Source organism: Sphingomonas sp. ABOLG (assembly GCF_003950435.1).
GTDB classification, from domain to species: domain Bacteria; phylum Pseudomonadota; class Alphaproteobacteria; order Sphingomonadales; family Sphingomonadaceae; genus Sphingomonas; species Sphingomonas panaciterrae.
This window is the reverse complement of the sequence record NZ_QQWW01000016.1, coordinates 19201-39412: the sequence shown is the minus strand read 5'-3', so window position 1 is coordinate 39412 and position 20212 is coordinate 19201. Positions and strand designations below refer to the sequence as shown.

The 20212-nt window shown below is 63.7% G+C and carries 21 protein-coding genes; 14 read left to right on the top strand and 7 right to left on the bottom strand.

Going from position 1 to position 20212, the window contains the following annotated elements; all coding sequences use genetic code 11:
* Positions 1-18 precede the first annotated feature (18 nt).
* The 10 genes from CA236_RS15675 (at position 19) to CA236_RS19360 (ending at position 8990) form a co-directional block, all read left to right on the top strand.
* The gene (locus tag CA236_RS15675) at positions 19-681 is read left to right on the top strand and encodes a type IV secretion system protein (RefSeq protein ID WP_241212708.1); all 663 of its coding nucleotides are present in this window, start codon (positions 19-21) and stop codon (positions 679-681) included.
* Positions 681-995 carry a hypothetical protein gene (locus tag CA236_RS15670; protein WP_125946299.1) on the top strand — a complete coding sequence of 105 codons (315 nt, stop codon included), beginning with the start codon at positions 681-683 and terminating at the stop codon, positions 993-995. Before CA236_RS15675 ends, CA236_RS15670 begins: the two co-directional genes overlap by 1 nt.
* Before the next feature lie 42 nt (positions 996-1037).
* On the top strand, positions 1038-2042 hold the full coding sequence (locus tag CA236_RS15665) for a type IV secretion system protein (protein WP_125946298.1): 1005 nt from the start codon (positions 1038-1040) through the stop codon (positions 2040-2042).
* A 395-nt stretch (positions 2043-2437) separates the two neighbouring features.
* Positions 2438-3130, top strand: a complete 693-nt coding sequence (locus tag CA236_RS15660) for a VirB8/TrbF family protein (RefSeq protein WP_125946297.1) — start codon at positions 2438-2440, stop codon at positions 3128-3130.
* Complete coding sequence (locus CA236_RS15655) at positions 3127-3966, top strand: TrbG/VirB9 family P-type conjugative transfer protein (RefSeq protein WP_125946296.1); 840 nt, start codon at positions 3127-3129, stop codon at positions 3964-3966. Before CA236_RS15660 ends, CA236_RS15655 begins: the two co-directional genes overlap by 4 nt.
* A 1-nt stretch (position 3967) precedes the next feature.
* Positions 3968-5164, top strand: coding sequence for a type IV secretion system protein VirB10 (gene virB10 / locus CA236_RS15650; RefSeq protein ID WP_125946295.1), 1197 nt, complete (start codon positions 3968-3970; stop codon positions 5162-5164).
* Entirely contained in the window at positions 5161-6171 is a 1011-nt protein-coding gene (gene virB11 / locus CA236_RS15645; RefSeq protein WP_125946294.1) for a P-type DNA transfer ATPase VirB11, read from the top strand. The genes virB10 and virB11 overlap by 4 nt, the downstream gene beginning before the upstream one ends.
* On the top strand, positions 6143-7963 hold the full coding sequence (locus CA236_RS15640; RefSeq protein WP_241212706.1) for a type IV secretory system conjugative DNA transfer family protein: 1821 nt from the start codon (positions 6143-6145) through the stop codon (positions 7961-7963). Before virB11 ends, CA236_RS15640 begins: the two co-directional genes overlap by 29 nt.
* Before the next feature lies 1 nt (position 7964).
* Positions 7965-8702: an LPD7 domain-containing protein gene (locus tag CA236_RS15635; protein WP_125946293.1), complete on the top strand. Its 738-nt coding sequence runs from the start codon at positions 7965-7967 to the stop codon at positions 8700-8702.
* 231 nt (positions 8703-8933) lie between these two features.
* Entirely contained in the window at positions 8934-8990 is a 57-nt protein-coding gene (locus CA236_RS19360) for a hypothetical protein (protein WP_346962777.1), read from the top strand.
* 81 nt (positions 8991-9071) lie between these two features.
* Here CA236_RS19360 and CA236_RS15625 read toward each other — a convergent pair whose 3' ends face one another.
* On the bottom strand, positions 9072-9455 hold the full coding sequence (locus tag CA236_RS15625) for a Cu(I)-responsive transcriptional regulator (RefSeq protein WP_125946292.1): 384 nt from the start codon (positions 9453-9455) through the stop codon (positions 9072-9074).
* Complete coding sequence (locus CA236_RS15620; RefSeq protein ID WP_125946338.1) at positions 9452-11722, bottom strand: copper-translocating P-type ATPase; 2271 nt, start codon at positions 11720-11722, stop codon at positions 9452-9454. The genes CA236_RS15625 and CA236_RS15620 overlap by 4 nt, the downstream gene beginning before the upstream one ends.
* A 394-nt stretch (positions 11723-12116) precedes the next feature.
* On the opposite strand from CA236_RS15620, the gene CA236_RS15615 reads away from it, so the two are divergent.
* Positions 12117-12359, top strand: a complete 243-nt coding sequence (locus CA236_RS15615; protein WP_125946291.1) for a YdcH family protein — start codon at positions 12117-12119, stop codon at positions 12357-12359.
* A 228-nt stretch (positions 12360-12587) separates the two neighbouring features.
* On the opposite strand, the gene CA236_RS15605 is transcribed toward CA236_RS15615, so the two are convergent.
* The 3 genes from CA236_RS15605 to CA236_RS15595 all read right to left on the bottom strand — a co-directional run bounded on the left by CA236_RS15605 (position 12588) and on the right by CA236_RS15595 (position 15317).
* Complete coding sequence (locus tag CA236_RS15605; RefSeq protein ID WP_241212705.1) at positions 12588-12944, bottom strand: cytochrome c; 357 nt, start codon at positions 12942-12944, stop codon at positions 12588-12590.
* Between the two features lie 247 nt (positions 12945-13191).
* On the bottom strand, positions 13192-14364 hold the full coding sequence (locus CA236_RS15600) for an acetate/propionate family kinase (RefSeq protein WP_125946289.1): 1173 nt from the start codon (positions 14362-14364) through the stop codon (positions 13192-13194).
* The gene (locus CA236_RS15595; protein ID WP_125946288.1) at positions 14361-15317 is read right to left on the bottom strand and encodes a bifunctional enoyl-CoA hydratase/phosphate acetyltransferase; all 957 of its coding nucleotides are present in this window, start codon (positions 15315-15317) and stop codon (positions 14361-14363) included. The genes CA236_RS15600 and CA236_RS15595 overlap by 4 nt, the downstream gene beginning before the upstream one ends.
* Before the next feature lie 355 nt (positions 15318-15672).
* On the opposite strand from CA236_RS15595, the gene CA236_RS15590 reads away from it, so the two are divergent.
* The 3 genes from CA236_RS15590 (at position 15673) to CA236_RS15580 (ending at position 18425) form a co-directional block, all read left to right on the top strand.
* Positions 15673-16749, top strand: coding sequence for an NAD(P)-dependent alcohol dehydrogenase (locus tag CA236_RS15590; protein ID WP_125946287.1), 1077 nt, complete (start codon positions 15673-15675; stop codon positions 16747-16749).
* Between the two features lie 130 nt (positions 16750-16879).
* Positions 16880-17725, top strand: coding sequence for a universal stress protein (locus tag CA236_RS15585; RefSeq protein ID WP_125946286.1), 846 nt, complete (start codon positions 16880-16882; stop codon positions 17723-17725).
* Positions 17718-18425, top strand: coding sequence for a hypothetical protein (locus tag CA236_RS15580; RefSeq protein ID WP_206430599.1), 708 nt, complete (start codon positions 17718-17720; stop codon positions 18423-18425). Before CA236_RS15585 ends, CA236_RS15580 begins: the two co-directional genes overlap by 8 nt.
* A gap of 68 nt (positions 18426-18493) precedes the next feature.
* Here CA236_RS15580 and CA236_RS15575 read toward each other — a convergent pair whose 3' ends face one another.
* Together CA236_RS15575 and CA236_RS15570 are read right to left on the bottom strand one after the other, a co-directional pair.
* Positions 18494-19324 carry a universal stress protein gene (locus CA236_RS15575; RefSeq protein ID WP_125946285.1) on the bottom strand — a complete coding sequence of 277 codons (831 nt, stop codon included), beginning with the start codon at positions 19322-19324 and terminating at the stop codon, positions 18494-18496.
* Between the two features lie 21 nt (positions 19325-19345).
* The gene (locus tag CA236_RS15570; protein WP_125946284.1) at positions 19346-20161 is read right to left on the bottom strand and encodes a universal stress protein; all 816 of its coding nucleotides are present in this window, start codon (positions 20159-20161) and stop codon (positions 19346-19348) included.
* Positions 20162-20212: the final 51 nt, after the last annotated feature.

The following is a 20212-nucleotide window of genomic DNA, read 5'->3' as shown; positions in this document are numbered from 1 at the left end:
CTATCAGGATCAGCGCTCATGCTGGCCGACTCGGCGCACGCCCAAGGCATTCCGGTCCACGACGTCGGATCGATCCTCCAGCAGATCGAGCAGGTGAGACAGGGCGTTCAGGTCATCCAGCAGGGCGCCGATCAGATCCGTGAGGCGCAGAAGCTCTACCAAGACCTCAACAAGATGACGGACATCGGCAACGTCGCCCAGCAGCTCAAGAACGACGTGCTGCGCACTAGCAACGTGTCGTCCAGCTCCCTCGACGGCTACACCAACGGCGATCTCAACGTCGTCGGCGGTCTGCGGGGGAAGGCCAACGACGTCTATCAGGATCTGATCGGGCGCGGCTCGCCAACGATGACGGCCGATCAGCGTGCCGCCTACGAACAAGGTTCGCGCGAGGCGGCCGTTACGACGGGCTTGGCCGGCAATGTCGGTGATGCGGTGACGAGCCGGCGCCAGGGCCTCGAAGCGCTGCGTAGCCGCCTCACCAGCGCGAGCTCGGCCGCGGAACGTGCCGATATGTCGGCGCGGCTCCAGCTCGAACAAGCGCAGATGATGAACGATCAGATGGCGCTTCAGGCGATCGAGCTTCAACGCCGCGCCAAGGCTGAAGCCGATTACCAGCGATATGTGGCCATGCAGCAGGCGGACCGTGCCAGCTTCAAGGCTGGGATGGGGATCGACTGATGTTGCTCACCGCGCGAACTACCACCGTGGTCTTCGCGAGCGTCGCGCTTGCTGCCTGCTCACCATCGGAGCGACAGCAGACCGGAGATGATCTCCGATCTGATATGCCGCTGCGCGATGCCACTTACTACACGCAGCACGAACAAGAGCGCGTGGAGATGGCGGCTATCTGTGAGACGTGGAAAGCATCTCAGCGACCTCCTGCAAGCTGGCCCTCAGTTGTCGTAAACAACTGCAATAACGTGGATACAGCTCGACAACTCCTTCAGTCGAAGATGGATCGAGACGACTTCAAGAAGGGCATGGGCATTTAACTTGTCGGTGCTCGCGGCCGTGTAGCAGTGAAAGGTCGGTGAATGGGTAACCTATTCCAGTCGATGTTCACCTACCTCAACGACGCTCTGGCGGCGATCATCGCGGTCTATGCGGGAGTCGTTAGCTGGATCTCTGGGCCTCTTCGCGTGGGTGTGACGATCTACATCATCCTCCTCGGCTTCGCGATCCTGCGGGGTGCAGTCGAGTATCCATTCCGGGAGTTCGTCTACCGCGGGATGAAGCTCGCCGCGCTCGTCTTTGCTGTCACGACGCTTTACGGTGCGTCGGTCAGCTTGTTCGCCATGAACGGTCTCCCGCGCGATGTCGCTCAGGCCGTTGGTGGCTCAGACGTCAGTGGCCTCGGTGACTTCTTCGATCAGATCGTGAGAGGCGCGTCCACCACCGTCGCTAAAATCACCGAGATTCAGGACGCGAGAACGGCCGCTGCTGGCAAGAATCTAGTCGGCCTGCCTAACAACATTGTCGAGATATTCTTCACGGGGATTTACTGCCTCGTTCTGATGGTAATGGCCATTCTGTCGGCCGCGCTCGGCTTCACCATCTGCGCCTTCGCCCTCTTCGCCCTGGCTCTGCTTGCGGCCGTGGGTCCGATCTTTGTTGCCGCCCTGCTGTTCGACTCCACGCGAGCCTTCTTCTTTGCCTGGCTGGGCTCCGCGATCAGTTATCTCATGCTCGTCGCGTTCGCGCTTTTGCTGACGATCTTCATCCGAAACACGGGCGAGGATTTCATGAGCCAAGCCTTCGCCGGTGATACAAACATCGCCGTAATCGCGATCCGTGCCATCGCATTCTACGTCCTAGGCTTTTTCTTCTTCCTCCAGATTCCGGGTCTTGCTGCTGGGCTTGGTGGAGGCGGCGCGTCGCTCGCGACGCAGTTCGCGAACGCTTCGACTGGCAATGTCGTCCCGTCAGCCGGCCGCGCCCTTTCCTCGGCTCCGGGGAGTATCGCCAGCTTGCCGTCGAGGCTTGGCCGGTCCTCACGCGCATCGCGGGTTGCCGGCGGCACCCTTTACAACAACAGCTAATCGGAGACCCGGCATGAAGCTCGGTTCGGCCTTAGCCTTTCTTGCTCTCGCGGCTCTTACTCCTCCGGTTCCAGCGGTCGCCGCGAAGGACGATAAGCTGCCCCGCTGCAACGGACGGCAGAAGCGTCCTGCAAACCTCTACGGGACGGTTCTTCCATCAATCCCGTCGCGCAACGCCACGTCGGCCGCTGCAACCCCGTCCGCTGCAGGTGTGCCACGTGGCACACCTCAAACAGCCCCAGCGCCGACGACGAACCTTTTCCCGCCCCCAAGTGCGGCAACACGCCCAGAGCAATCGGACACGTCGCAGGCCGGCAAGGTGCCGGCGATCAGCGCGCTCACTCCGAGCGCCGGCCCGACTGCCGCGCTCTCAACCTCATATGCGAGCTGCTGAGATGGCGATCGGCGTGAAGGACAAAGACGAGGATCTGAAGGCGTATTTCGTGGAAGCGGAAAGCTGGGATCGGGACCGGTTCGTGGCCGCGGTCCGCTCGCGCCGCATCGCGTGGATCGTCGCCATCGTCGCGATCGTGTTCGCCGCGATCTGCGCGGCTGCCGTGCTGGCGCTCTCGCCGCTCAAGACGGTGGTGCCCTATGTCGTCACGGTCGATCGATCGACAGGCGCAACGGAAGTCACCCAGGAGCTGCGTGGCGACAAGACGATCACCTACGACGAGGCGATCCGTAAGTATTTCCTCGCCGACTATGTGCGCGCTCGCGAAGGGTGGATTCCCCAAGCGCGGGAGGAGTTCTTCCGCAAGGTGCTGTCGCTCTCGGCACGGGAGGAACAGACCCGTTGGACGGCCTTCTACAAGAAGGACAATCCGGACTCCCCGCAAAATCAGTTCACCGCCAATGACGCCGTGTTCGTGGCGATCCGCTCGGTCGCGTTCATCTCGCCGAACGTGGCGCAGGTCCGCTTCATCAAGAGGCTCCAGCGCGATCAACAGGTGATCGAGACGCCCGCTATCGCGACCATCACATTCGATGTGCTGTCGAAGCCGGAAACGGAAGCCGGTCGCTACGCTAATCCGCTCGGGTTTCAGGTGAAGACATACCGGGCCGACGTGGAGGTTCCGACACGATGAAGACGACCCTGCTCCTGGCCGCAGCGATCGGCGCCGTGTCGGCAGCGCCGGCGCTGGCGCAGACCCCGGCGCAGCGCGGCCCCGACGCCCGTATCCGCGAGGTCCCCTATACCGACGGTAACGTGATCCAGATCCGGAGCGCGTTCCGTACCGCGACGCAGATCGAGTTCGCCCCGGGCGAGGTCATCAAGTTCGTGGCGATGGGCGACACGGTATCCTGGGAGGTCGCTCCCGCTGACAACTCGCTGTTCGTGAAGCCGCGCGAGCGCGCTGGCGCCACCAACCTGATCGTCGTGACGGATTTCCAGGGGACCAAGCGCAACTACACCTTTGAGCTGTCGGCCGTCGCTGGCGCGCGCTCCCGGAGCACCTTCTTCAAGGTCCGGCTCCGCTATCCCGAATACGAGGCGGCACAGGCCCATTTGGCGCAACAGCGCGCGCAGCTCGCCGCGGCACTCGCCGCGCAGAACGGCGCGATCAAAGCCGCGCTGGATATCGGCGTTCTCGAGGGCACACGGAACCTCAACTACAAGGTCCAGGGCTCGTCCGAGCTGCAACCGTCCGAAGTCAGCGACAATGGGCAGTTCACCGTGATGCGCTTCCCGAACCAGCGCGGGATACCCGCAATCTTCACCGTCAACCCAGATGGCAGCGAGGCCACGGCCTCGTTCGACGTCCGCGACGAGTTCGTCGTCGTTCACGGCGTCTACAAGGAGATGCGCCTGCGCCGGGGGAAGGTGGTGCTGTGCATCTACAACGAAAGCCCGAGCTTCTACGGCCGCGATCCCAAGACGGACACGGCATCGGAAGCTGTCGAGCGCACGACGGAGAACTGACGTGTCCGATAAGCGATTTGACGTCGATGCGACGCCCGACGTTGGCGAAATCGACCGCGCTCCCCCTGCGGCCGATCGCCCGAACCGCATCCCGTCCTTGAACGCCGTCCAGTGGGACAACAAGAAGATGGTCGTTGGTGCGGCGCTGGCCGGCGCGGTCGTGTTCGGCGTTCTGTCGCTCGTTTCCGGGTCTGGCGGCGACAACAAGGCGCTCGAAGCGAGGAAGGCCCCACCTCCAGCTGCGGAGGCGCCCTACGATCCGAACTCTGTCATTGCGCCGACGCTGGCGACCGCGCCCCGCGATCCGAACGCCCCGGTCCAGCTCACGGGCGAGCAAGTACCGGCCATCGGCCCCGACGGTCAGCCCATCACTCCCTACGGATCAGCGGGAGGACAGCAGCAGAGCCGTGGCGTGAGCGAGGCGGAGCGGCGCGCCAACGAAGCCCGTGAGTTGCGCGACAATGCGCGGCGATCGACGCTGATTGCCTACAATGGCGACCAGGCCGCCAGGCGCGTGCTCGGGGACGTCGCCGGCGCCGGCAACCCGCAAGGTGACGGCGAAAATGCCCCCTTGAGGACCAGTCTCGACAACCTCAAGCAGACCTCGGTGATCGGGACCGCCACGGCGCGCATGATCGGCGACCGCAATTACCTCGTCACCGCGGGTGCCATCATTCCGTGCACGCTTCAGACGGCGATGGATAGCAGCGTGCCGGGCTACTCGACCTGCATCATTCCTCGGGATGTCTATTCCGACAACGGCCGCGTCGTGCTGCTCGAGAAAGGCACGCGCGTTTTCGGCGAGTACCAGGGTGGGTTGCAGCGCGGGCAAAATCGCCTCTTCGCGATGTGGACGCGGGCGGTCACGCCTCGCGGGGTCGCGATCGACATTGGCTCGCCGGCGTCGGACCCGCTCGGGCGGGCCGGCGTCACCGGCAAGATCGATCGGTTCTTCTGGCAGCGGTTCGGCGCCGCAATGCTGTTCAGCGTTCTCGATGCAGGCGGTCAGATTGCCGGCCAGGCCGTCAGCCCGCAAGGCTCGACGGTGTTCCGCACCCCCGGCGATACGACGTCGCAGATCCTCAATGACACACAGCAAATCCGCCCAATCGTCCGCGTCAACCAAGGGACCGAGATGGCGATTACCGTCGCCAAGGATTTCGACTTCTCGCAAGTCTACGGGCTGGGCCTCAAATGAACGCCCCGTTCCGCAACACGGCCATCCTCGATCACGCCGTCCGCCCGCTGCGCCAGTATCTCGATGACGATCGCGTGACCGAAGTCGTGATCAACGAACCGGCGATCGTCGGCGTCGAGCGGCATGGTGGTTGGACCTGGGAGCGCGAGGACGATCTGACCCTCGATGCGCTCAACCAACTGGCCCGGGCAGCAGCCGCGTTCACGTCGCAGGACGTGACGCGCGAGAATCCGATCTGCTCGACGATCTTCCCGACCGGCGAGCGCGTCCAACTCGTGCTTCCGCCCGTGGTGCCCGACGGCACCGTGTCGATCACGGTTCGCAAGCCGTCGACGAAGACACTGACGATGGCCGATTTCGAGGCAAGCGGCCTGTTCACGGAAACGAAGGTTGCCACCAAGCGGGTCAGCCCCGTCGAGGAACGGTTGCTCGGCCTGCTCCACGCGGGTCAGCACGTGGAGTTTTTCGAGCTCGCGGTGCGCAGCCGGCTCAACATTCTGATTTCTGGTGCCACGGGATCGGGCAAGACGACGTTCTCCAAGGGGCTTATCAAGCTGATACCCGAAAATGAGCGGCTGCTGACGATCGAGGACACGCGCGAGCTGGTCGTGCCTCACAAGAATGTCGTCCACATGATCTACAGCAAGGACGGCACTGGCACCGCCAAGGTGACGGCGAAGGAGCTGCTGGAAAGCGCGCTGCGCATGAGGCCCGATCGCATCCTGCTCCAGGAGCTGCGCGACGGGACCGCGTTCTTCTACCTCCGTAACGTCAACAGCGGCCACCCCGGCTCGATCACGACGATACACGCGGACTCGGCCGAGTTAGCGTTCGAGCAACTGACGCTGCTGGTGAAGGAAAGCGAGGGCGGCGCAGACTTGGCGCGCGAGGACATACGCTCGCTGCTCAAGATCCTCGTCGACGTCGTGGTTCAGATGAAGAAGGTCGACGGCAAATTCCGGATGACCGAGATCTACTATGATCCGTCAGGCCGTCATGCCGCCTAGGAGGGGCGCAGTCCTAGCTCTCGGCATCCCAGTCGGGATCTTCGTCGCTTTTCTCATCACGTCGGTCGTTGCGTGGATCTACCTCGGACTCCCCAGCGCAAAGTTCAACATACTCAAGATGCCGGCTTTCTTCTGGTATTACCGGCATGATCCGGTGGTGCTGAAAGCTTTCGCCGCGGGTGCCCTCGTGGGCACCATCATCGCCGGGTTCATGCTGTGGTGGGTCGCCAAGCAAAAGCCGCCCCTGCACGGCGCCGCCCGCTTCGCGAAGGAAAGCGAAATCCGTCGCGCTGGCTTCCGTGCCAATGACGGCATTGTCCTCGGTAAGAAGGGCGGCAAGTTCCTGACCTTTGGCGGCAGCGAACATTGCATTGTCGAGGCCCCTACCCGCTCGGGCAAGGGCGTCGGCATCGTCATCCCGAACCTCCTGTCCTGGCAGGAGTCGGTCGTCGTCCTCGATGTGAAGCGCGAGAATTGGGACGCGACGGCGGGTTTCCGCATGAAATACGGGCAGGCGGTTTACCTGTTCAACCCGACCCATCCGGAAGGCCGGACCGCCCGCTACAACCCGCTCGGCTACATCGACCGCACCGATCCCGATCAGGTGGTGATCGAGCTGCAGAAAATCGCAACGATGCTGTTCGTGCCTCCCGAGCGCGGCGAGCCGTTCTGGACGGATTCGGCGCGGACCGCCTTTGTCGGCGTCGGCGCTTACCTCGCCGTGGCCGACCATCCCTTTACCATCGGCTCAATCTATCGGCTGATGACGACGGGTGATACGCGCGGGTTCTTCAAGCGCGTCCTCGACGATCGCTCGCTCGATCTGTCGCAAGGGTGCCGGAACGCGCTCGCCGACTTCACGTCCGGGGCAGACAACACGTTCGCCGGGATCGTCCAGACCGTCACGTCGAAGCTGAGCCTGTGGCTCAACCCGCGCGTCGACGCGGCGACGGAGGAGTCGGACTTCGATCTGCGCGAGCTGCGCAGCAGGCCCATGTCGATCTACCTCGGCGTGTCGCCCGACGAGCTGGATCGGGTCGCGCCACTCTATAACCTTCTGTTCCAGCAGCTCGTCGACCTGAATGTGCGCGATCTGCCCGACACGGCCACCCCGCTGAAGATTCTCGTCATCCTCGATGAGTTCGCGCGGATCGGGCGGGCGCAAGTGATCGCCAGCGCGTTTTCCTACGTCGCCGGCTACGGCATCCGCCTTCTCCCCGTCATCCAGTCCCGATCGCAACTGCGGGCTGTCTATGGCGAGCATGTCGCCAATGAGATCGTCGCTAACTGCGGTGTCGAGGTTGCGTTCACGCCGAAAGAATTGCGCGTCGCGAACGAGCTGTCCGAACGGATCGGCTACGTCGGTCAGGAATCCGTCACCAAGTCTTTGACGATCCACGGCGTCCTGGCGAACCGCTCCAAGTCCATGTCGGACCAGCGCCGCGCCCTCCTGCTGCCCCAAGAGCTGATGCAGTTTCCCGACAGCGAATTGCTCCTCCTCCGGGGAGGCATCCCGCCGATCCACGGCGACAAGATACGCTACTATTCGGACGGGCTCTTTCGGGCGCGCGTCGAACCGGCCCCGGAAGTCCCCCCAATCCCCCGCACGCTGCGCGACGACGAGGACCTGCCCGACTGCGCGATGCCGACATTCGATCAGCTCACCGATCCAGACCCGTTCACGTTCGCGATGGATTGCGTCGTCACCCAGGATCATCCCGACATGCTCATCGACGTGTCGGCCGAGCAACGTGGAAATGAGGTCGTTGGTGTAATCGAACAGGAGCGATGACATGGCTGAGTATGTCGAGGTTGCTGGCGCTGGCAAGGAAGGCGAGAGCCGACGCAAGCGGCCGATGGAAGTACCTGCCGAGCTGCACTCCCGATTCCTCCGGGTCGGCAACAAGCTCTATCGCAGCGCGCACGACAAACAGCCGGTTGCGACCATCACGCCGGATCGCATCAAGGCAAGGGACCGCGACTCCCTCCCCGATCTGATCCGGCTCGCGAAGGAAAACGGGTGGACGTCGATCAAGGTCAGCGGCGATGCCGAGTTCCAACGCGCCGCTTACCTTGCCGCCTCCGCGCAGGGCATCAAGGTCGACGGCTACAAGCCCGACGATAAGACGAAAGCCGCAGCCGAGCGCGAGCAGGCGCGACAGGCGGGCGTTCCCGACAACCAAGCTCAATCGACGCGGACTGCCAACCAGGCGCGCGACACCAAGGAGCAGGCTGAGCCGTGCACTGATCTGGCCGAGCGTTTTCGCCGGCAGTCAGACGTCCAGAACGCGAAAGACCCCGAGCTGCGCAAGGCGCAAAGCCATGTCGCGCTTGCGATGGCGGTCGCGGCCGAACGCTTCTCCAACGATCACGAGAAGCGACGCGAATTCGTGGCAGAGCGCAAGGAAGAGGTCGCGGCGCGGATCGGCCGCGGCGAGGCCGTTGCTGGCATTGAGGTCAAGGCTAGGCAGGAACAGCGGGTGCGCGAGATGGCGCAGGATCAGGTCTTGCAAAAGTCCCGGTCTCGATAAATTGGGTCGCCTCTTCCCCTACAAGCAAGCCGAGGTGTGCCTCGTGGCACACCAACAGCAGGACAGCTAACGACCCTTCCGGCCGTTCGCCGCAAGACGAAGCTGCTGAAGGACATGGCGCCTTGTATTCTCGACCAGCATGGCGGCGAAATCCCCAGACGCGCGAAGGGTTCGGGACCGGCTGCGCGCCGCCTATGACCACGCACCGCCCAGCTCATCGCCGCTTCCCAAGTGGCCGCCACGCACTTCCAGACGATCGTGGTGGCCAACAACTACTGGCGGGCGTGATGGCCCGGTCCAAAGGCCGATAGCGGAGCTGCGCAGGCAATGCGGCAGCATCGCACATTGGAGCGAGCGCGGTTGCCGCGCCTATTCTGCCAACCGTTCGATGATCGGGCAATCTGGCCGGTCATCGCCGTGGCAGGCTTGGGAGAGCCCGGTAAGTGAGCGGCGCATGGCCTCCAGCGCGCGCGCCTTGCGGCCCAGCTCGTCAGCGCGCGCTTCCGCCAATGCCTTCACTTCAGCGCTTGACCGACCGCGATCCGACCACAGCCCAAGCAGCGTGCGGATTTCCTCGATCGGAAACCCCAAGTCGCGCGCATTGGCGATGAACCGCAGCCGGTGAACGTCGGCGTCGGAATAGTCCCGATAGTTCCCGCGCCGTGGCGGCGCGGGAACGAGCCCGATCTTTTCATAGTGGCGGATCATGCGTTGGGAGACGCCGCTGGCGCCCGACGCCGCCCCGATGTTCACAGCTTCACCGCATTGAGCCGCAGCGCGTTGAGGACGACGGCAAACGACGAGAGCGCCATCGCCGCGCCGGCGATCATTGGCGACAGCAGCAAGCCGGCGATCGGGTAGAGCACGCCGGCCGCGATCGGCACGCCAATTCCGTTGAACAGGAATGAGAAGAACAGGTTTTGCCGGATATTCCGCATTGTCGCGTGCGCGAGCTTGCGGGCGCGCACGATGGCGGAGAGATCTCCGCGCGTGAGCGTCATGCCAGCGCTTTCGATCGCCACGTCCGTTCCCGTGCCCATTGCCAGCCCCACATCCGCAGCCGCTAACGCCGGCGCATCGTTGATGCCGTCGCCAGCCATGGCCACCCGTGCGCCGCTCGCTTTCAGCTCGCCTACGATCCGAGCTTTATCTTCCGGCCGCAGATCGGCGCGGACCTCATCGAGGCCACCCACGGCGCGCGCGACGGCATCGGCCGTGGTGCGATTGTCGCCGGTCAGCATGACGACCCGCAGCCCCTCCTTACGGAGCGCGGCAATAGCCTCCCTGGCATTGCCGCGTACCGGATCGGCGACTGCGACCATGCCGGCGAGCTCTCCGTCAACCGCGACCAACATGACGCCTGCGCCGTCGCGCCGATAACGATCGGCGGCTTCGTCGAGCGGGACGGGATCGGCCCCCACCCGGCGCATTTGCGCGGCGTTGCCGATCGCGACCTCGCGGCCGCCCACCTGGGCGCTGACCCCCAGCCCGGTTTGCGAGGCGAAGTCCGCGACCGCGCCGAGCAGCAATTCGCGTTCCTTGGCTGCAGTGACGATCGCATGGGCGAGCGGATGCTCGGATTGCGCCTCGACCGCAGCTGCAAGCGCAAGCAGTTCGCCTTCGCCGATCGTGCCCGTCGCCTCGATTGCGACCAGCTTGGGCTTGCCTTCCGTCAACGTGCCCGTCTTGTCGATCACCAGCGTATCGACCTTCTCGAGCCCTTGTAGCGCTTCCGCGTTCTTGACCAGCACGCCGGCGCGAGCGCCGCGCCCTGTGCCGACCATGATCGACATGGGCGTAGCGAGCCCCAAGGCACAGGGGCAGGCAATGACGAGGACAGCGATGGCATTGAGAAGCGCATGGCCCATGCGCGGCTCAGGGCCGACCAGCGACCACACCACGAACGTCGCGATCGAGATCAGCACGACCAGCGGCACGAACCAGCCCGACACCCGATCGGCGACCGCCTGAATCGGCGCACGACTGCGCTGCGCTTCTGCGACCATCCGGACGATGCGCGCGAGCATCGTATCGGAGCCGACCGCACGCGCTTCCATGACCAGGCTTCCCGTAGTGTTGACGGTGCCCCCGGTGACAGCCGCCTCGACTTCCTTGAGCACCGGCGCGGGCTCCCCGGTGAGCATGGACTCATCGACCGAGGACCGGCCCTCGACCACGATCCCATCGACCGGAATGGCTTCGCCAGGGCGGACCCGCAGCCGATCGCCGGCGGCCACGTCGGCAAGGCCGATTTCTTCCTCAGAGCCGTCCGACCGCAACCGGCGCGCCATCTTAGGGGCCAAGTCCATGAGCGCGCGGATCGCGCGTCCCGTCGCCGCCCTGGCGCGCAGTTCGAGCACTTGCCCGAGCAGCACCAGCGTCACCACGACGCCGGCAGCCTCATAATAGACCGGCACCATTCCGCCATGCGTGCGGAACGTGGCAGGGAACACGCCCGGCGCAAGCGTCGCTATCAGGCTGTAGAGGAACGCAGCGCCCACCCCGATCGCGATCAGGGTGAACATGTTGAGGTGGCGGGTGCGGAGCGACTGCCATCCTCGTACGAAGAACGGCGCACCCGCCCACAGCACGATTGGAGCGGTGAGCGCGAGTTGGACCCAGGGCGAGGCGTCCGGGCTAACGACATGCAGCCCGAGCATTTCGGCGACCATCGAGACGATCAGCAGCGGTATCGCGAGCACGCCCGCGATCCATAGCCGTCGCGTGAAATCGACAAGCTCGGGATTGGGCGCGTCGTCGATTGACGGTTCTTCCGGTTCGAGCGCCATGCCGCAGATCGGGCAGGTTCCCGGCCCTTCCTGGCGGATTTCCGGGTGCATCGGGCATGTCCACATCGCCCCTGGCGTACCCATCGGCTCAGGACGTGGCTTGGCGCTCAGATAAGCGTCAGGATCGGCGACGAACTTGGCCCGACAACCCGCGCTGCAAAAGTGATAGGCATGGTCGGCGTGCTCGGCATGGTGGGCCGTCTTTGCCGGATCGACCGTCATCCCGCACACCGGGTCGATCACCGTCGCCGCGACATCGCCTAGCTTTTGGCCCGAGCAGCAGCCGCCCGCCTTAGCGTGATGATGTTCATGCTCGACGAGAGCCGCAGCGGCCGAGTCGCCCGTGCAACAGGATGAGGGCACCGCAGCAGGAGCAACAGCCGGTTTAGCCGCAGCCTTTGAGCAGCCGCAGCTTCCGGCACGAGCATGGGAATGAGGGTCGTTCATAGCGTAAGACTCCTTCGGCCAAGAGCATGTAGGGTCTGACACCATGTCAAGGTCAAGGCCTGAACCTGCAGGCCGCACCGTCAGCTCTACGATCGCAGGTCCGATGACGACCGTCTTTTGACTGTGAAAATCACCTTGGTTGCGGCTAACGCGTGTCCGGAACACCAAGGAGTACACCATGTCGAATACACCTCACACGCTTGGCGATGAGTTTCCGGATGAAATGGACAAGATCCATGCCCTGAAGATCTCGGACGCCAGATTTGCGCAAGCACTATCCGAGTATGATGAGGTGAACGACGCGATCCATCTGGCTGAAACCAACGTTCAGCCGACTACGCAGGAGCATGAAACGGAGCTGCGCAAGCGCCGGCTGGCGCTTAAGGATCGGATTGCGGAAGCGCTTGCGCAAAATACCTGATGGCTTCTGATGGCAGGGTGCCAGTCCACTGACGTCTAGCGCGACATCAGGCCAGGAGCGTGACATCGTCGATGAGATCACGTGTCACGCCTCCGAGCAGTATGTCCCGGATCCGAGAGTGCGCGAAAGCCCCGATGGCGAGCAGCTCGGCACCGGTATCACGCGCGACTAGGCCATGCATCAGACTCTTGGTTGCGCGGATTGATTGCGGTGATTGACACTTCCCTGTCAACTTGGCGGCGGCATGTAATCCGGATCCCGCAACGTTAGCATGTAGGTGACAAGATCATCCACCTCTTCTTCCTTGAGCGAAAAATCCATTTCTATCGGATAATTGTGCGCGCCGCGTAGCCAGAAGGTAAGGGTCTCCCGCGTCAAACCCTCCTTGTTGACCAGCTCCGGGAACGGGGGCGCCATTGAGTTTGACGACATGCCGGCACGTCCGATGGCATGGCAGCTCCCGCAAGAAGCCTGTGCAAAGATTTGGCCCGTCGAGGGCGCGCTTGCCTGTGCGATCTCGGCTGGTGGTAGCTTCTGACAGGCTGCCAAGAGCAACGTACAGCAGAGCAGGTGCAGGCGCTTCATCGACATCTCCAGGTGGGGAGGTGGTCATATCTTAGCTCAGAACGAGGCTTTCGCCAGTCTGTCTCGGCGCGGCTGCTTCTTGGCGCCGCTAACGAGCGTTCAAAAGGGTCTGCGACTGGGTCATCCAAATAGGTTTGCGGACCCGGCCCATGACGGATTTGTTCATGGCGTAGCCGATGCCCATGCCGTCCGGATAAACCGGAAAATCGCTCGATCATGGTGATGACGGGGAAGCGTGCAAAGCCAATCAGGCGCGTGCAAGATGCGCCGCCGCTTTGGCGACCGCGAGTTCCTCATCCGTTGGAATAACCAACACCTCGACAGCAGAGCCCTCGCTGCTGACAACTTCATCGCCGGCACGATTGCGAGGAGGGTCCAGGCTCAGCCCCAGCCAAGCCGCCGCCGCACATATCTTCGCGCGGATTTCAGGGGCGTTTTCCCCGATCCCTGCCGTGAACACGAGGGTGTCGAGGCCACCGAGCGCCGCCACCAGTGAACCGATCTCTCGAGCGACGCGGTAGACGAAAAGCTCGACCGCCTCGACGGCATGCGGATCGGCCAGAGTCAGCAGGGTGGCCATGTCTCCCGAGATCCCGGAAACGCCCAGAAGCCCAGAGCGCTGGTAGAGCATGGCGCTGACATCGTCGGCCGACATCCCGCGATCCTGCAGCAGGTAGAGTATGATCCCCGGGTCGAGGGAACCGCATCGTGAGCTCATCACCAGGCCATCGAGGGCGGAGAATCCCATCGTGGTCGCGACGCTGCGGCCCGCTGACATAGCGCAAAGGCTCGCTCCGCTCCCAAGGTGCGCGACGATCGCGCGCCCGCCTGCATGGTGCGGATCGCGTGCCTTAAGCACGCCAGCCACGTAATCGTAGGAGAGCCCGTGAAAGCCGTAGGCGACGAGCCCCTGGCTGATGAGTTCGCGGGGGAGGGCATAGAGCCGTTCCAGCCAGGGTCGGGTTGCGTGGAAGGCCGTGTCGAAGCATCCCACCTGAGGCGCCTGAGGGACGCGCTCACCCGCAAACTCCACGATGTCGAGGTTGTAGGGCTGATGGAGTGGGGCGAGCGGCGTCAGCCGCCGTAGGGCCTGCAAAACCCCCTCATCCAGGATAACAGGATCGACGTAGCCGCCGCCACCGTGAACGATCCGGTGGCCTACGGCTTCAACACCCGCGAGCAGTCCCGCATGGTCTAGCCACGCGAACACCGCCTCTGCGGCCACCGTGACAGAGATGGGGCCGGCGAGCGGGCAGTCGGCCATGACCTCGTCGCCGCGCTTGACGCGGAGGCGCGCGTCCGGCTCGCCGAGGCGCGAGGCCGCGCCCTTCGCGAGCAGCCGTAGCGGCTCGCCTCGAGCGTAGATCGCGAACTTCAGGCTCGATGAGCCCGCGTTGAGGACGAGAACGGTCTGATTCACCGGGGGGGCTTTGACCGCTGATGTTGCGCAACCAGCATAGCGGCGGCGCAGGAAGCCAGTCGTGACAGGCGGCCATCGGCGCGACTGGTGAGGATGATCGGTACGCGCGCGCCCATCACCAGCCCCGCTGATTGAGCGTTGGCGAGATAGGCGAGTTGCTTCGCCATCATATTTCCCGCCTCGATGTTCGGGGCGATCAACACGTCGGCGCGTCCGGCCACCCTGGAGACGATGTGCTTGGTGTCCGCCGCTTCGACGGAGATGGCGTTGTCGAAAGCCAGCGGGCCGTCGATGAGACCGCCGATGATCTGCCCACGCTCGGCCATCTTGGAAAGCGCCGCCGCATCGATGGTCGCTTGCATGCTCGGGTGGACGGTTTCGACCGCCGCGAGAACGGCGACGCGCGGCTCTTGAACTCCCAGCGCCAGCGCACAGTCGATGGCGTTCTGGACGATGTCCTTCTTGATGGCGAGATCCGGGGCGATGTTGATGGCCGCATCGCTGAGGAACAGCGGCCGTGGGTAGTTAGGCACATCCAGGATGAAGATGTGGCTCATGCGCCGGTCGGTCCGCAGGCCCGTTGTTCCGTCGATCACCGCCTCCAGTAGTTCGTCGGTGTGCAGGCTGCCCTTCATGATCGCCGAAACGGCGCCTTCGCGGGCCAACCGGCAGGCCTCCGCGGCAGCGGCATGGCTGTGCTGGACGTCGACGATCTCGGTCTCGCCGAGCTCGACGCCTGCGGCTTCGGCCGCCGCCAACACCTTGTGTCGGGGGCCGACAAGGACGGGCATGATCAAGCCCATCCGAGCCGCTTCCATGGCGCCGCTCAGGGAGACGGCATCGCACGGGTGAACGACCGCGGTCGGCGCGGCTACCCGCGCCTTGCCCATCGCAAGAAGCCGATCGAGCTGCGATCCGTATTGTTCGCTTTTGTCGGCGTCCGAGTTCGTCATCAAGAGCACAACTCCTCAATCCATCCGTGGGCCGCACCGATGCCCTCTCAACTTCTCACCATCAACGCCGCAGCGATGGCAACGATCAGGTGTCGTCGGTACGCTTAGCAGGCCCGTGTCGAACAAGGCGTGCATCAAAGGTGCTGAAGCGAACAGCCGTTGCGATCACAAGGACGTAGAAGGCGCGAAGCGCTCCAGTTCGCTGCGCGTGGAACGATGCGAGCAAAAACCGATTATAGACTCTCTCAACTCAGCTTGAGTCTCGCGCGCGAAGACATGCTGCACGACCCCAAGGCCCCGCTGCTGTTGTCGCACTGGGCGGGCGCCAACCTCGCCAGGCAATTAGGAGTCAGATATGTCGCAGATGATGAAGGCCGCAGTGTTTGTGGAGCCGAACCGGATCGTCCTCGACGACAAGCCGGTGCCCGACGTCGGCCCGCTCGACGCCCTGATCCGCGTCACGACCACCACCATCTGCGGAACCGACGTCCATATCCTCAAGGGTGAATATCCCGTCGCCCGCGGGCTCACAGTCGGTCACGAGCCGGTCGGGGTAATCGAGAAGCTGGGTTCGGCGGTGCAGGGGTATGTCGAAGGACAGCGGGTGATCGCCGGCGCGATCACGCCCAGCGGATACAGCGCCGCGTGCCTTTGCGGCTATCACTCCCAGGACGGCGCGGGGACCCGCCACGGGTTCAAGCCGCTCGGGGGATGGCGGTTCGGGAACACCATCGATGGCGCCCAGGCCGAGTATCTCCTCGTGCCGGACGCCATGGCCAACCTCGCGCCGATTCCGGACGAACTTAGTGACGAGCAGGTTCTGATGTGCCCGGACATCATGTCAACCGGCTTTTCGGGCGCGGAGAGCGGCGGCGTGAAGATCGGCGACACCGTGGCTGTGTTCGCGCAAGGTCCGATCGGCTTGTGCGCTACGGCCGGCGCTCGCCTCATGGGCGCAACGACCATCATCGGCGTCGACGCCGTTCCGGCGCGGATGGAGATCGCCCGTCAGATGGGCGCCGATCATCTCGTTGATTTCAGCAAGAGCGATCCTGTCGCCGAGATCATGCGTCTGACAGACGGGCGGGGTGTCGATGTCGCAATCGAGGCGCTCGGCCGTCAGGAGACCTTCGAGGCAGCGCTGCGCGTGCTGCGGCCTGGCGGGACGCTTTCATCCCTGGGGGTCTATTCGACAGACCTGAAGATCCCGCTCGATGCCTTTGCTGCCGGCCTTGGTGACCACAAGATCATCACGACCCTGTGCCCCGGCGGCCAGGAGCGCATGCGCCGGCTCATGGCGACCATCGCTGCTGGCCGGTTGGATACTCGCCCGCTGGTGACCCATCGCTACGCCTTGGACGATATCGAAGCGGCGTACGAGCTGTTCGCCAATCAGCGCGACGGAGTCCTGAAGGTAGCGGTGACACCTTAGCCTGATCCTAAGCCACAGCGAAGCGGGTGCGATCGAGACCGGCAATCCGGAACTGTAGCAGGCGGCCGCGACAGGCAGAACGACTATGCTGACTTGGCAAGATTGACGGCTTCATCCTAGGTTCCGAACGATGACCCTCCGCACCATTCTGTTCCCGACAGACTTCAGTGGTCGCTGCGACAGGCCCCGCGCCCGGGCCGTTCAGCTGGCGCGCCAGTCGGACGCGCAGCTCGTTCTGCTCCACGTCCTGACCGAACCCGATACTGAACTCATGGCAAGCGAGCGGTGCGCGGAGCTGGAGCATGTCGAGGCGAGGCTCCGTGCAGAGGTGGATGACGTGACTGTCACGGTCACGACGATCCTTGCCCATGGTGACGTGGCGAATGCGATCCTCACGGCCGCCAAGCGGGTGGAAGCAGATCTGATCGTGGCCGGCATCTCGCGACACGACGAAATCGGTGACTTCGTGGTCGGGACCACGGTGGAACGTCTGGTGCGCCATGCCCACGCTCCTGTTCTGGTCGTCAAGGAATCGGCACGACAGGATTACCAAAGGATGATGGTCGCCACGGATTTCTCCGACTGCTCCGCCGCAGCGCTTCGCACCGGCCTTGCCATGTTTCCAGACGCGGAAGTCACCCTTCTTCACGCCTATAGCGTCCCGCTCGAGACGCTGCGCGGACGGGAAGGACCGGCTGCAGCGCTTCAGGCGGAGATTGCGTTCGAACTGTCTTCCTTTGTGGAGAGTCTCGACATCGGCGAGGAAGCGCGCGAGCGCCTGCAGGTAAATATCGACTATGGCCCTGTCTCGCAGGTTGCCCGCGACCATGTTCGAACGAGCGATACCGATCTTGCCGTCGTCGGGACACGTGGGCGGACTGCTTTAGTGGCTGCGGCGCTGGGCAGCGCGGCGCGATCCCTGCTCGCCGATCTGGAATGCGACGTACTGCTCGTGCGGCAGCGTGGCGATGGTTGAACCGGGCATCGGAGCGCTAGAGCAGGAGGAATCGCTTCCCCAAGGCCGCGCCCGGCGGGTTCATCTGGCCGTTCTTATCGTCCTGCAACTGGTCCTGGCGGGCGAGTTCGTATTCCTCGTGCTCGACCGGCAATGGCTCCATGTCTTTCTCGTCGCTGCCATCACCGCGATGATGCTGCTGCCGGTTCTGCTGGGGCGGCGGCTATCCGTGACAATACCCTCAGAGATCCAGATCCTCGCGATCCTCTTCATCTTCGCCACTTTGTTCCTGGGCGAGGTGCGCGACTATTACGAGCGCTTCTGGTGGTGGGATCTGGCGCTCCATGCCACGGCCGGACTGCTGCTGGGCCTGTTAGGGTTCATGATTGTCTACATGCTGAACGAAGACCGGCAGGTGGACATGCACATGCGTCCCTCGTTCCTGGCGCTGTTCGCCTTTTGCTTTTCACTCGCGATTGGAGCGGTCTGGGAAGTGTTCGAGTTCGCCATGGACCAGATCTTCGGCATGACCATGCAAAAGCCGATGCTTGGGGATGCTTCTGGCCTGACCGACACGATGTGGGATCTCATCGTCGATGCGGTCGGCGCCGCGATCATAAGCCTTGCCGGCTGGCGCTATCTCAGTCGGGCGCGAACCTCCTACGTCGATAGCTGGGCGAGACGGTTCATCGAGCGCAATCCCCAGATATTCGGCGATTGAACCCGGCGCGGCGCGAGGAAACAGCTGTTCTGTATGATCGCCGACAGAATGGCAGGCGAGGCAGGCCTTCAGTGCGAGAGGAACACGGGTACGGTCGCGCTGGTGAGTATCGTGCGCGTGGCGCCTCCGAGCACAAACTCCCTGAGCTTCGACTGGCCATAGGCGCCCATGACTAGCAATTCGCCGCCGGATGTGTGGGTGAAGCGGACGAGCGCCGATCCAGCGTCCTCCCGCCTGGCCTCCTCCGCATGCGCGCTCGCCTTGATGCCATGATTGGCCAGGTGCGTCAGCAGGGCGTCGACCGAAGCGCTTGCAGGGAGCTCCTTATCCCCCGTGATCGATACGACCTTCACCGCAGCGGCGCTGCGCAGCAGCGGCAAGGCGTCGTGCACGGCACGTGCTGCTCCTCGGCTACCGTCCCAAGCAACGACAATGCTGCCGAACGGCTGGCTGCCCACCTCTTGGGGTAGCAACAGCACGGGCCGCCCTGAGGAGAAGATCAGAGATTCCACGACAGACTGGGTCTCGGGATGGCCATATGCAGGAACGATCGTCAGGTCGAAGACGCGGGCATGCTCGGTAAGCACCCTGGGGTCTATGATGTGGCCGCACTCGATGAGCATCGGATCGCTCCCGGCGTCCGCCCCAGCGCATTCCTGAAGCGCATCGATCAGCGTCTGCGCATTGTCACGGCTCTTTAGGTTCTCCTCGGCGATCGCGTCATTCGCTCCAACCAGTCGATCAGCCAGAAAGTTCGAAACCTTGGGAATCCCGACAATGCACATGCCGCCTGAAACCTTCGCGCCGAGATGACGACCGATATTTACGGCGCTCTCAATGGCCCACCGAGGTGTGGGCTCAGGATGGCTTTTCAGGGTGAGCAGAATGTCTTTCATCATGTCTTTCCGTTCTCGTGCGCCTCAATGCGCCAGGAGTACAGGCACCGGCAGATCTAGGAGCATGTGACGCGTGACGCCGCCCAACAGCCACTCGCGCGCCCGGCTCCGGCCATAAGCGCCCATCACGAGATAGGCGGGCTGCCGATCCGCCACTTCCCGTAGCAACGAGGAAGGAAGGTCCCCATCCGTGACGATGACGACTTCGAGCGCGACCTTGATCCCGTGCCGGGAGAGGTATTTTTCAAGCTCGAGTGAGGGGACGTCCCACTTCCCCCCCGGCTCCTCTGCGGTGAGCACTGTCACTTCGGACGCTTTGGTCAACATGGGCAGGGCCGCACGAACGGCCGCGGAAGCTTCTGGGCTTCCGTTCCAGGCTATGACTGCCCTGCCAAGCGGATCGAACGAGCGGCTCTCGGGCGGCAGCGCCAGCACCGGTGCGGAACTGGTCAAGGCGAGTTCCCCGACATGCCCGATGCGGCCGTGGTACTGCTTTTCGCGGCCAGGCTTCGCCACCAGCACGAGATCGACGAACCGCGACTGCTCCGCGATCACCGAACTCGCCGCCCCCCTCCCGCTTCGAAATTCCCAGCTGATGCTTTCGTTCGCCATTGCCGCTTCGAAGGCTTCGCGGGCCTTGTTCTCTTGCTCATCAGCCGCTTCGAGCAGAGACGGAAGGGCATAGGCGCCGCCGAAGGGATCTAGGCTGACGTAGGCGTCAAGCGGCGTAATGTGGAGGCCAATGACATAACTGCCGAAAGCGCGCGCCAGGTCGGCAGCGCAGTCGAGCAACCCATCGTCACCGATGCCGGCACCCAGTTCGATAAGGATCGTCTTCAAGGTGCCTCCGATTGCTGACGATAGGACGACATTACCTAACAGCCCGTTGCC

Bases quoted from the DNA above. Each gene is read 5' to 3' on its own strand.
- CA236_RS15670 (WP_125946299.1), top strand. From the start codon at position 681: ATGTTGCTCACCGCGCGAACTACCACCGTGGTCTTCGCGAGCGTCGCG.
- CA236_RS15580 (WP_206430599.1), top strand. From the start codon at position 17,718: ATGGTTGAACCGGGCATCGGAGCGCTAGAGCAGGAGGAATCGCTTCCC.
- CA236_RS15605 (WP_241212705.1), bottom strand. From the start codon at position 12,944: ATGAAGCGCCTGCACCTGCTCTGCTGTACGTTGCTCTTGGCAGCCTGT.
- virB11 (WP_125946294.1), top strand. From the start codon at position 5,161: ATGAACGCCCCGTTCCGCAACACGGCCATCCTCGATCACGCCGTCCGC.
- CA236_RS15675 (WP_241212708.1), top strand. From the start codon at position 19: ATGCTGGCCGACTCGGCGCACGCCCAAGGCATTCCGGTCCACGACGTC.
- CA236_RS15595 (WP_125946288.1), bottom strand. From the start codon at position 15,317: ATGACGAACTCGGACGCCGACAAAAGCGAACAATACGGATCGCAGCTC.
- CA236_RS15575 (WP_125946285.1), bottom strand. From the start codon at position 19,324: ATGATGAAAGACATTCTGCTCACCCTGAAAAGCCATCCTGAGCCCACA.
- CA236_RS15615 (WP_125946291.1), top strand. From the start codon at position 12,117: ATGTCGAATACACCTCACACGCTTGGCGATGAGTTTCCGGATGAAATG.
- CA236_RS15640 (WP_241212706.1), top strand. From the start codon at position 6,143: ATGATCCGTCAGGCCGTCATGCCGCCTAGGAGGGGCGCAGTCCTAGCT.
- CA236_RS15660 (WP_125946297.1), top strand. From the start codon at position 2,438: ATGGCGATCGGCGTGAAGGACAAAGACGAGGATCTGAAGGCGTATTTC.
- CA236_RS15590 (WP_125946287.1), top strand. From the start codon at position 15,673: ATGTCGCAGATGATGAAGGCCGCAGTGTTTGTGGAGCCGAACCGGATC.
- CA236_RS15655 (WP_125946296.1), top strand. From the start codon at position 3,127: ATGAAGACGACCCTGCTCCTGGCCGCAGCGATCGGCGCCGTGTCGGCA.
- CA236_RS15635 (WP_125946293.1), top strand. From the start codon at position 7,965: ATGGCTGAGTATGTCGAGGTTGCTGGCGCTGGCAAGGAAGGCGAGAGC.
- CA236_RS15585 (WP_125946286.1), top strand. From the start codon at position 16,880: ATGACCCTCCGCACCATTCTGTTCCCGACAGACTTCAGTGGTCGCTGC.
- CA236_RS15665 (WP_125946298.1), top strand. From the start codon at position 1,038: ATGGGTAACCTATTCCAGTCGATGTTCACCTACCTCAACGACGCTCTG.